The 10,862-nt window shown below is 63.1% G+C and carries 11 protein-coding genes and 1 pseudogene; 9 read left to right on the forward strand and 3 right to left on the reverse strand.

Annotated elements, in window-relative coordinates:
• Window positions 1-22: 22 nt before the first annotated feature.
• Window positions 23-883 carry a phosphatase PAP2 family protein gene (locus O7A05_RS16360; RefSeq protein WP_337094081.1) on the forward strand — a complete coding sequence of 287 codons (861 nt, stop codon included), beginning with the start codon at window positions 23-25 and terminating at the stop codon, window positions 881-883.
• A 19-nt stretch (window positions 884-902) separates the two neighbouring features.
• Here O7A05_RS16360 and O7A05_RS16365 read toward each other — a convergent pair whose 3' ends face one another.
• Window positions 903-1,577 (reverse strand): alpha/beta hydrolase, encoded by a 675-nt coding sequence (locus O7A05_RS16365; protein ID WP_027166430.1) that lies wholly within the window; start codon window positions 1,575-1,577, stop codon window positions 903-905.
• Between the two features lie 265 nt (window positions 1,578-1,842).
• On the opposite strand from O7A05_RS16365, the gene O7A05_RS16370 reads away from it, so the two are divergent.
• The 7 genes from O7A05_RS16370 (at window position 1,843) to sufA (ending at window position 9,110) form a co-directional block, all read left to right on the forward strand.
• Window positions 1,843-3,003 (forward strand): cysteine desulfurase family protein, encoded by a 1,161-nt coding sequence (locus tag O7A05_RS16370; protein WP_337094082.1) that lies wholly within the window; start codon window positions 1,843-1,845, stop codon window positions 3,001-3,003.
• A 237-nt stretch (window positions 3,004-3,240) separates the two neighbouring features.
• Entirely contained in the window at window positions 3,241-4,764 is a 1,524-nt protein-coding gene (gene sufB / locus O7A05_RS16375) for a Fe-S cluster assembly protein SufB (protein WP_337094083.1), read from the forward strand.
• Between the two features lie 26 nt (window positions 4,765-4,790).
• Window positions 4,791-5,546, forward strand: a complete 756-nt coding sequence (gene sufC / locus O7A05_RS16380) for a Fe-S cluster assembly ATPase SufC (protein ID WP_337094084.1) — start codon at window positions 4,791-4,793, stop codon at window positions 5,544-5,546.
• 25 nt (window positions 5,547-5,571) lie between these two features.
• The gene (gene sufD / locus O7A05_RS16385; protein ID WP_337094085.1) at window positions 5,572-6,843 is read left to right on the forward strand and encodes a Fe-S cluster assembly protein SufD; all 1,272 of its coding nucleotides are present in this window, start codon (window positions 5,572-5,574) and stop codon (window positions 6,841-6,843) included.
• 100 nt (window positions 6,844-6,943) lie between these two features.
• On the forward strand, window positions 6,944-8,185 hold the full coding sequence (locus O7A05_RS16390) for a cysteine desulfurase (RefSeq protein WP_337094086.1): 1,242 nt from the start codon (window positions 6,944-6,946) through the stop codon (window positions 8,183-8,185).
• A 5-nt stretch (window positions 8,186-8,190) separates the two neighbouring features.
• Window positions 8,191-8,583: an SUF system Fe-S cluster assembly protein gene (locus O7A05_RS16395; protein ID WP_337094087.1), complete on the forward strand. Its 393-nt coding sequence runs from the start codon at window positions 8,191-8,193 to the stop codon at window positions 8,581-8,583.
• 146 nt (window positions 8,584-8,729) lie between these two features.
• Window positions 8,730-9,110: a Fe-S cluster assembly scaffold SufA gene (gene sufA / locus O7A05_RS16400; protein ID WP_337094088.1), complete on the forward strand. Its 381-nt coding sequence runs from the start codon at window positions 8,730-8,732 to the stop codon at window positions 9,108-9,110.
• Window positions 9,111-9,148: 38 nt separating this feature from the next.
• Here sufA and O7A05_RS16405 read toward each other — a convergent pair.
• Both O7A05_RS16405 and O7A05_RS16410 read right to left on the reverse strand, forming a co-directional pair.
• Window positions 9,149-9,583, reverse strand: a pseudogene (locus O7A05_RS16405) (RidA family protein); the annotation flags it as partial.
• A gap of 77 nt (window positions 9,584-9,660) precedes the next feature.
• On the reverse strand, window positions 9,661-10,158 hold the full coding sequence (locus O7A05_RS16410; protein ID WP_337094089.1) for a GFA family protein: 498 nt from the start codon (window positions 10,156-10,158) through the stop codon (window positions 9,661-9,663).
• Between the two features lie 89 nt (window positions 10,159-10,247).
• Between O7A05_RS16410 and O7A05_RS16415 the strand changes: the two genes are divergently transcribed.
• Entirely contained in the window at window positions 10,248-10,571 is a 324-nt protein-coding gene (locus O7A05_RS16415; protein WP_337094090.1) for a TfoX/Sxy family protein, read from the forward strand.
• The last annotated feature ends 291 nt before the right edge of the window (window positions 10,572-10,862 follow it).

Here is a 10,862-nt window from a genome sequence, read left to right on the forward strand (position 1 = left end):
CCTATGGACTTTGCGCTGAAGCATGTCCGTCGCGCCACTTGCCCTTTACCGCCGCTCACTCGGCAATTTCCGCGACACGATGTCGATCGTGAAGCGACGTTTTGCCGTGCGGCCGGCGCGCTATCCGCGAATTCTGTGGAGCGTCTGGCTCATAGCCTGGATGTTGCTGACGGTGGCGATCTTCTTGCGCCTCGACGCTGGCGCGGGCGAGATGCGCGGCGAATGGTCCTCCGGCTTGGCGCGCTTCACCGATTTCTTCACGCAGTTCGGCCTCGGCGGCTGGTACCTCATTCCGGCAGCGCTCTGCCTCGTCGCCGCCAATCTGACGGACTGGCGCGGCCTGTCCCGGCGTGGCCGGATGATCGTCTACAACTGGACGTGTTTCGCGTTCCTGGTGCTTTGCGCCGTCGGCCTGTCCGGTCTTGCGGTCAACCTGCTGAAATACGGGATCGGCCGGGCCCGGCCGCTTTATTTCGACAGTTTCGGCGTGCTGTCGCTGCATCCTTTCGCCATGGACGCGCGTTTCGCCGGCTTTCCGTCCGGCCACGCCACGACGATGGGCGCGGTCTTCGGCATCCTGCTCCTGCTGTTCCCACGGCGCTGGTATATCTCGCTGGCGGTCACCGCCTGCATCGCCTCGACACGCGTCTTCGTCGGCGCGCACTATCCGAGCGACACGGTCGCGGGCTTCGGCCTCGGGCTGGCGTTTGCGGTGCTATCGGGCCTGGTGTTTGCCCGGCTCGGCTTCATCTTCGGCCAGACAAGCTCGAAACTGCCCGTGCGCAAGCGGACATTCCGGCTGGGACCGTTCCGCGCGCCGAGAGGCAGAATTTCGACGGCCGATCCGGTCGAGACCGGCATCGACCGAACCCAGACCCCTTAAGACGCCTGGACTGGCGTGCTTAGCGCAGGCGCTTCGGCCTCGGATCTGCGAGCTCGCCAGCGAGGCGCCGGTCGAGATAGTCGGCGCACTCCTGGATCAGCAGCTCGGAATCATTGGCGAAGAAATGGTTGGCGCCGGGCAGCGTCTTCTGGGTGATGGTGATGCCCTTCTGCGTGTGCAGCTTGTCGACCAGTCCCTGCACGTCCTTGGGCGGGGCCACCTTGTCGGCATCACCATGGATGATCAGGCCGGATGACGGGCAAGGCGCCAGGAAGGAGAAATCATAGGTGTTGGGCTGCGGCGCGACCGAGATGAAGCCCTCGATCTCAGGCCGGCGCATCAGAAGCTGCATGCCGATCCACGAGCCGAACGAATAGCCCGCGACCCAGCAGCTCTTGGAATCCGGATGCAGCGACTGCACCCAGTCGAGCGCCGCCGCCGCGTCCGACAATTCGCCGGTGCCGTGGTCGAACTCGCCCTGGCTGCGGCCGATGCCGCGGAAATTGAAGCGCAGCACGGTGAAATCGCGCTTCTGGAACATGTAGAAAAGGTCGTAGACGATCTTGTTGTTCATCGTGCCGCCGAATTGCGGGTGCGGGTGCAGCACGATGGCGATCGGGGCGCTCTTTTCCTTCGAGGGCTGATAACGTCCCTCCAGGCGACCAGCCGGACCGGCGAAAATGACCTCAGGCATAAAATACTCCACGTGGCATATGAATGCGCTAGCCCGGAACTCTTCGGCCCAACTCTCGTGCGGCCCCACACCTTCTGTGGCCTTGACGCCGGGCGAGCGTCTTCCTAGAAGCTAGTTTAGAATTGTTCAAAACTGGGAGGCCGAAACCCGATGGTCCGGCCGCCCGCGCCGCAAGCCGCGTAAATAGGACGGCTTGCCTTGCAATTTCAAGGAAATAACGCGCTATCCTCGCGGGATAGTTGGCGAAAGGACGAACTGAGCGAAAATGGCCGCAACCCGCGCCTATCTCGACTACAACGCCGGCGCGCCGCTCCTTGCGGAAGCGCGCGCGGCGACGGTCGCCGCGCTCGATGCCGCCAACCCGTCATCGGTCCACACCGAGGGCCGGGCTTCGCGCCGGCTGGTCGAAGACACGCGCCGCGACGTGGCGCGGCTGGTCAACGCCAGGCCCGAACATGTCGTCTTCACCTCCGGCGCCACCGAAGCCGCTTCGACGCTGCTCGGGCCCGACTGGCAGATGGGACGCGGCGCTATCCGCATGAGCCATCTCTACGTCTCGGCGGCCGACCATCCCTGCATCCTCAATGGCGGGCGCTTCGCACCGGCGCAGGTGACGAGGATCGGCGTCGATCGCAACGGCATTGCCGATCTCGGAGCGCTTGCCGCCGCGCTCGGCGCGCATGACAAGGCCGCCGGCCTGCCGCTGGTGGCGATCCACGCCGCCAACAACGAGACCGGCGTCGTCCAGCCGATTGGGCGCATTGCCGAAATCGTCAAGGAAGCGGGCGGGGTGCTGGTGGTCGACGCCGTGCAGGCCGCCGGGCGGATTCCGATCGATATGTCATTTCCTTATGCCGATTATCTGATCCTGTCTTCGCACAAGATCGGCGGCCCGAAGGGCACCGGCGCGATCGTCGCCGCGTCCGACCTGATGATGCCGCGCCCGCTGGTCAATGGTGGCGGCCAGGAAAAAGGGCACCGCGCCGGCACGGAAAACGTCGCCGGGATCGCCGGTTTCGGCGCCGCCGCGCGTGCCGCGCTGGCCGGTCTCGCGGACATGGAAGCCATCGCGCGCCGGCGCGACGAGGTCGAGGCCATAGTGACCGAATTGGCGCCCGACGCGGAAATCTTTGGAGCAGCATCGCCAAGGCTTGCCAACACGACATTCTTCGCTATTCCCGGCATCAAGGCCGAGACGGCGCAGATCGCTTTCGATCTTGCTGGCGTCGCGTTGTCGGCGGGCTCGGCCTGCTCGTCGGGAAAGGTCGGGCCAAGCCATGTGCTCAAGGCGATGGGCCATGGCGACAGCCTGGGCGCCTTGCGCGTCTCGATCGGGCGTGCGACCGGCGCCGAGGATATCGCGGCGTTCCGGGCGGCGCTGGCAGGCATCGTCGCGCGCCGGGCGGGCAAGGAAGAAGCCGCCTGACGCGGCAAAGCATCGGAGCGGGAACGCCTCGCGTTCCCGGATTTCCGCTGCTCGAAAACGAATTCAGGCTTTAGGGCCTGGTAGAGCCGTGCGTTTTGTCCTGGCCGGGTGAATTTCCGGCGGACACGCACTATATGGAGCTTACTCCGCCGCGAGTCCCTCCCTGGGGCGCGATTTCGCCGGTGCCATAGTTTGAAAACTGCCGGGCCTTGACCCCGGCGTGGATGGAGAACGCTTATGCCTGCTGTGCAGGAGACGATCGATCGGGTCCGAAAGATCGACGTCGACCAGTATAAATACGGATTCCAGACAGAGATCGAGATGGACAAGGCCCCCAAGGGCCTGAGCGAAGATATCATCCGTCTGATCTCCGAGAAGAAGGGCGAGCCGGACTGGATGCTGGAATGGCGTCTGGGAGCCTATCGCCGCTGGCTGACGCTGGAAGAGCCGACCTGGGCGCGCGTCCACTATCCGAAGATCAACTTCCAGGACATCCACTACTATGCCGCGCCGAAGAGCACGCCGGGGCCGAAGTCGCTGAGCGAAGTCGATCCCGAACTGCTCAAGGTCTATGAGAAGCTCGGCATTCCGCTCAAGGAGCAGGAGATCCTCGCCGGCGTGCAGAAGACCGGGGCGGCTGACGCGGAAGAAGAAGAGGTCGGTGACAACGTCTACAAATCGGGCCGAGTCGCGGTCGACGCGGTGTTCGATTCCGTCTCGGTGGTCACCACCTTCAAGAAGGAGCTGGCGCAGGCCGGCGTCATCTTCTGCTCGATCTCGGAAGCCATTCGCGAGCATCCCGATCTGGTGAAGAAATATCTCGGCTCGGTCGTACCGACCTCGGATAATTTCTACGCGACGCTGAATTCGGCCGTCTTCACCGACGGCTCGTTCGTCTTCGTGCCCAAGGGCGTGCGCTGCCCGATGGAGCTGTCGACCTATTTTCGCATCAACGAGAAGAACACCGGCCAGTTCGAGCGCACGCTGATCATCGCCGAGGAGGGGGCTTATGTCTCCTATCTCGAAGGCTGCACGGCGCCGCAGCGCGACGAGAACCAGCTGCATGCCGCGGTGGTCGAGCTGATCGCGCTCGACGATGCCGAGATCAAATATTCGACGGTGCAGAACTGGTACCCCGGCGACGCCGAGGGCAAGGGCGGCATCTACAATTTCGTCACCAAGCGCGGCGATTGCCGCGGCGACCGCTCGAAGATCTCGTGGACGCAGGTCGAGACCGGTTCGGCGATCACCTGGAAATATCCGAGCTGCATCCTGCGCGGCGACGATTCCAGCGGCGAATTCTATTCGATCGCGGTGTCGAACGGTTATCAGCAGGTCGACAGCGGCACCAAGATGATCCATCTCGGCAAGAACACGTCGAGCCGCATCATCTCCAAGGGTATCGCCGCCGGTTTCTCGCAGAACACCTATCGCGGCCAGGTTTCGGCGCATCGCAAGGCGGCCAACGCGCGCAACTTCACCAATTGCGACTCGCTGCTGATCGGCGACCAGTGCGGCGCGCACACCGTGCCTTACATGGAAGCCAAGAATTCGACGGCGCAGTTCGAGCACGAGGCGACGACCTCGAAGATCTCCGAGAACCAGAAGTTCTACGTCATGCAGCGCGGCATCCCTGAAGAGGAAGCGATCGCGCTGATCGTCAACGGCTTCGTCAAGGACGTCATCCAGCAGCTGCCGATGGAGTTCGCCGTCGAGGCGCAGAAGCTGATCGGCATCAGCCTAGAGGGTTCGGTCGGCTGACCGCAAAAGACATTCAGGAAGAAATTATGCTTGAGATCAAGAATTTGCACGCCCGCATCGTCGACGATGGCACCGAGATCATCCGCGGGCTGAACCTGACGGTGAAAGCCGGCGAGGTCGCCGCCATCATGGGGCCGAACGGCTCGGGCAAGTCGACGCTGTCCTATATCCTCGCCGGCCGCGAGGACTATGAGGTGACGGAAGGCGACATCCTCTATAACGGCCAGTCGATCCTCGAAATGGATCCGGCCGAGCGCGCCACCGCCGGTATCTTCCTCGCCTTCCAGTATCCGATGGAGATACCGGGCGTCGCCACCATGGAATTCCTGAAGGTCGCGATGAACGAGCAGCGCAAGGCGCGCGGCGAGGAGCCGCTGAAGGTTCCGGAATTCCTGAAGCGTGTGAAGGAGGCTGCCGCCTCGCTCAGCATGGACATGAACATGATGAAGCGGCCGCTCAATGTCGGCTTCTCGGGCGGCGAGAAGAAGCGCGCCGAGATCCTGCAGATGAAGCTGCTGGAACCGAAGCTTTGCGTGCTCGACGAGACCGATTCCGGCCTCGACATCGACGCGCTGAAGATCGTCTCGGACGGCGTCAACGCGCTGCGTTCTCCGGACCGTGCCATCGTCGTCATCACCCACTACCAGCGCCTGCTCGAGCACATCGTGCCGGACTCCGTGCATGTGCTCTACAGGGGCCAGGTCATCAAGTCGGGCGACAAGTCGCTGGCGCTCGATCTCGAGGCCAACGGCTATGCCGGCGTGATCGGCGAAGCCGCGTGAGATGGGAGCAGTCGAGGCAAGAGCCATGAATATGCATGCACAGCCCCAGCGGACCTTGGCCGAGACGGCGCTGATCGATGCCTTCGGCGAGCGGCTGTCGCTGCTGCCCGGCGACGGCGCGGTGATGGTCAAGCGCGACGACGCGATCGAGGCGATCAAGCACGGCCTGCCGACGCGGCGCGTCGAATCGTGGCATTATACGGATCTGCGCCGGCTGCTCACTTCGGTGCCGGCTTTCGAGGCCGGCGCCGTCACAAAGGCGCTTGCGCCGATCCTCGAAGGCTCGGCCGTGCTGCCGGTGCTGAACGGTGTCTCGCAGACGAAGCTGCCGGAGATCGACGGCGTCACGGTGCAGCGCCTGTCGGAGAAGCTGACCGACGGCAGCGTGGCTCCAGGACTGGATCCCTACGGCAGCGACGACGCGATCGGCGCGCTGAACACGGCTTTCGTTGCCGACGGCTATTTCGTCGATATCGCCGACGGCGCCTCACTGGAAAAGCCGGTCGAATTGCAGAACCTGCAGGCTGGCGGCCAGTCGCATGTGCGGCTGCTGGCGCGTGTCGGCGCTGGCGCCAAGGCAGTCATCGTCGAGCGCCAGGCAGGCGATGGCGACGAGGCACTCGTCTCTTCGGTCAGCCAGCTCGTGGTTGGCGACGGCGCGGAAGTGACCTGGCTGATCGTGCAGGAGCAGCCGGAGACGGCCACGCATCTGGCGCAGTTCAAAGCACATATCGGCAAGGACGCGAAGCTGACGCTGTTCGTGATGAACGCCGGCGGCAGGCTGGTGCGCCAGGAGGTCGTCGTCAGGACGACGGGCGAGGGCGCCGATTTCAAGTTGCGCGGCATCAATCTTCTGGCCGGCGACACGCATACCGACACCACCATGGTGCTCGACCATGCGGTGCCGCACACGACGTCGACGGAGGTGATCCGCAATGTGGTGACCGGCAAGGCGCGCGGCGTCTTCCAGGGCCGCATCAATGTGCATCAATACGCCCAGAAGACCAACGCCAAGATGGCCTGCAACACGCTGCTTCTGTCTGATGACGGCGAGTTCTCGACCAAGCCGGAGCTGGAGATATTCGCCGACGACGTCGTCTGCGGCCATGGCGCCACCGTCACCGAGATCGACCACGACCATCTGTTCTACCTGATGGCGCGCGGCATCGACGAGAAGTCGGCGCGGGGTCTTCTGGTGAAGGCGTTCGTCGCCGAAGTGATCGAGGAACTGGACGACGAGGCGCTGGTCGAAGCGCTCGAAGCGCGGCTCGACGGCTGGTTTTCGACGCACGGGTAGCGCCTAACCTTCTCCCCTTGTGGGAAAGGGTGGCCGAGCGAAGCTCGGACGGATGAGGGGTGTTGGAAGGATCGCGGCCTTGGCCGGCAAGGACTTCGAAATGGACCAGAAGATCGAAACCACCCCCTATGACGTCGAGGCGATCCGCCGCGACTTCCCGATCCTGTCGCGCCAGATCTATGGCAAGCCGCTGGTATATCTCGACAATGGCGCCTCGGCGCAGAAGCCGCAGGTGGTGCTCGACACCATCCAGCACGCCTATTCCCAGGAATACGCCAACGTGCATCGCGGCCTGCATTTCCTGTCGAATGCGGCGACGGACGCCTATGAGAACGCGCGCAAGTCGGTGCAGCGGTTTCTCAACGCGCCAAGCACCGACAACATCGTCTTCACCTCCAACACCACCTCGGCGATCAACACCGTCGCCTATGGCTGGGGCATGCCGCGGATCGGCGAGGGCGACGAGATCGTGCTGTCGATCATGGAGCACCATTCCAACATCGTGCCGTGGCATTTCATCCGCGAGCGGCAGGGCGCCAAGCTCGTCTGGGTGCCGGTCGACGATCTCGGCGCCTTCCACATCGAGGAATTCGAAAAGCGGCTGAGCGACCGCACCAAGCTCGTCGCCATCACCCAGATGTCCAATGCGCTGGGCACGGTGACGCCAATCAAGGAGATCGCGCGCATCGCGCATTCGCGTGGAATTCCTGTCCTCGTGGACGGCAGCCAGAGCGCCGTGCACATGCCGATCGACGTGCAGGATCTCGACTGCGATTTCTTCGTCTTCACCGGCCACAAGGTCTACGGCCCGTCGGGCATTGGCGTGCTCTACGGCAAGAAGGACAGACTGGAAGAGATGCGCCCCTTCATGGGCGGCGGCGAAATGATCGAGGAGGTGACGGAGGACATCGTCACCTACAACGAGCCGCCGCACCGTTTCGAGGCCGGCACGCCGCCGATCGTGCAGGCGATCGGCCTGGGCGCCGCGCTCGACTATATGGAGAAGGTCGGCCGTGAGCGGATCGCGGCGCACGAGGCGGACCTCAAAGCTTATGCGCATGAGCGACTGCGGGCGATCAACTCGCTGCGCATCTTCGGCGACGCGCCCGGCAAGGGCGCCATCATCTCGTTCGAATTGCAGGGTATCCATGCGCATGACGTGTCGATGGTGATCGATCGGCAAGGTGTCGCGGTACGGGCCGGAACGCATTGCGCCCAGCCTCTGTTGAAACGCTTCGGCGTCACCTCCACATGCAGGGCATCGTTCGGCATGTATAATACCAGGGCCGAAGTCGACGCTTTGGCCGAGGCGCTGGAAAAGGCGCGAAAGTTCTTCGGATGACGATGATGGACGACGTGAGCACCACCGCAGAAAAAGCACCGGAAACGGTAGCGAATGGTATCGTCACGGCCTCGGCGATCCCCGCTGACGAGCTGGCGCGGCTGACCGACGACATCGTTTCGGCGCTGAAGACGGTCTACGACCCGGAAATCCCGGCCGACATCTACGAGCTCGGCCTGGTCTACAAGATCGACATCGAGGACGATCGGTCAGTCAAGATCGACATGACCTTGACCGCGCCGGGCTGCCCGGTTGCGGGTGAAATGCCGGGCTGGGTCGAGAACGCCATCGGCGCCGTGGAAGGCGTTTCCGGCGTGGAGGTCAGCATGGTGTTCGATCCGCCATGGACGCCCGACCGCATGTCGGAAGAGGCGCAGGTCGCGGTCGGGTGGTATTAGCATTGGCCCCGAAAATGTGGAGCGGTTTTCGGACAAGCCGATGCGATAGCAAAAGATTGGTTGACTTGCACGCTAGGTGAAACTTCACCATCTTAAGGGCAGACTCATTCCGCGGGCCTTGAACCCGCGCGAACGTGGAGAAAGACATGGGACGTTTCGCCGTCATTACGATGACCGACAAGGCCGCCGAGCGGGTGCGCGAGATCGTCGCCACGCGCGAAGGTGCGCATGGCGTCCGGCTCGGCATCAAGAAGGGCGGTTGCGCCGGCATGGAATACACGGTTGACCTTGTGACGGAGCCGAATCCTAAGGACGACCATATCGAACGCGATGGTGCGCATGTCTATGTCGCGCCGGAAGCCGCGCTCTTCCTGTTCGGCACCGAGATGGATTTCGAGCAGACGACGCTGCGCACCGGCTTCACCTTCAAGAATCCGAACCAGAGCTCGGCCTGCGGCTGCGGCGAATCTGTCGAGCTGAAGCCGGCCGACCTCAAGGCGCTTGCCGAGGCGCGCGCCTCGGCCTGACCAGACGCCAACGCTCCCGCGGGCAGCGCGGCGATGACGACAAGCTCGACAACAAGATCGGGCTGTGCCAGGGCGGCCACGCCGATTATCTCCGATGGCGGCGGATTGTTGTAGCTGCAGTGCTTTGGGCAATGTTCGGCGAAGAATTCGTCCAGCACGTCCAAACGGAAGTTCGGTGAACTGAGAACGCCGCCGGTCGGAAAAGGCCCTTTGACGTAGAACGTCACCTTGACCAGATGGTCTAGCGAGCTGCCAAGTTCCTCCAGATCCGACTTAATGTTCGCCAGGATTTCGCGCCACTGCGTCGCCGCGTCGCCGACAGCGCCGCCCTGGTGTTTCGACGGATCGTAGTCGTCGACGGTGGCGGTGTTGCCGGACAGAAAGACATATCCCTTCGCGTCCGAGACGACCGTGCCCTTGCCCCAAGGCATCAAACGATCGCCTTTGAACTTCTTGTGCGTCGTGAGGTTCATTTCGGCCTCCTGTCGCCGGATGGTTGTCTTGACGCAATTCCGGGCGGGAAACCGCTACGCAGTTTTGCCGGAATTGCCTAATCAACCCACATCCCGGTCCGCTTGTGCCAGTCGGCGATCGATTCCTCCGGATAGACGTCGAATACCTTGTCGTTCTTGTCGACGACCGGCTCGACCCAGTTCGCCTTGTATTTCAGCATCAGATGCACCTTTTCCCGCGGTGTCGGCAGGTCGGTGTCGATCGCCGAGGCAAACGGATGCACAAGCTCCGGCCAGGTCGGATCGTAGAGCCAGAGTGCTGCGCCGCATTTCCTGCAGAAATTGCGTTCGCCGGTCGAGACCTCGCAATGCGGATGCTCGTCATCTTCGATTTCGGCGCGATAGACGCCGAGGCTGCGCTTGCCCTTGATATTCATCGTCTCGTAGTCGGCGCCGAGATTGATGGCGAACCCGCCGCCGCCCTGCTGCTTGCGGCAGATCGAGCAGTAGCAGAGCATGAAAGGCACAGGCGTGTGGCTCTCCACCTCGAAGCGGACGGCGCCGCAGCGGCAGGAGCCTTTGAGCAGGACGGGCATGGCGGGAACTCCGTTTCCAGGTTTCAACCTGTCAGCATGCTTTTGGTTGCGGCGATGACAAGGCGGGCGACGGATGAGATGATCGCGGCATGGATAATGCGCGCCTTGAAGAATTGTTCGAAAGCCTTGGGCCCGTCGGCATCCGAAAACTGTTCGGCGGCAAGGGCATCTATTGCGACGGCGTCATCGTCGCGGTTGTCGTGCGTGGCGAGCTGATGCTCAAGGCGGATGAGGAAACCATTCCCGATTTCGAGGCCGCGGGTTGCCGCCAGTGGACCTATACCGGCTCGCGCCACGGCAAGGAGGTGGCGATGCCCTATTGGAGCGTGCCCGACGACGCCTTCGACGATCCCGATGAAATGGCGGTGTGGGCGCGGCGGGCTTATGAAGCGGGGAGGCGGGCGGGGAGATAATTTTCGAGGACGTTGCGACGGCCTTTTGGAGATGCCGAGGGACAGCACCCCCCTCTGTCCTGCCGGACATCTCCCCCGCAAGGGGGGATTGGATGTCGCTCGGCTTTCGCCAATCGCCGACATTGAAACGAGAGCCAGCGGATGAGCTGCTGATCTCCCCTTGCGGGCCTGTTGCGTAATTGGCTGGTTGTGATTCCCTGAGAAGGAAGCTCGGAGGGAATCGCAATGGCGGTGAAGCAGACGGGGCAGTTGAGCCTGGCGGAAGCATTTCTGGGCCAGAAGCTTGCAGGT

Origin of the sequence: Mesorhizobium argentiipisi (SeqCode), assembly GCF_037179585.1 — a bacterium.
Classification (GTDB): Bacteria; Pseudomonadota; Alphaproteobacteria; order Rhizobiales; family Rhizobiaceae; genus Mesorhizobium; species Mesorhizobium argentiipisi.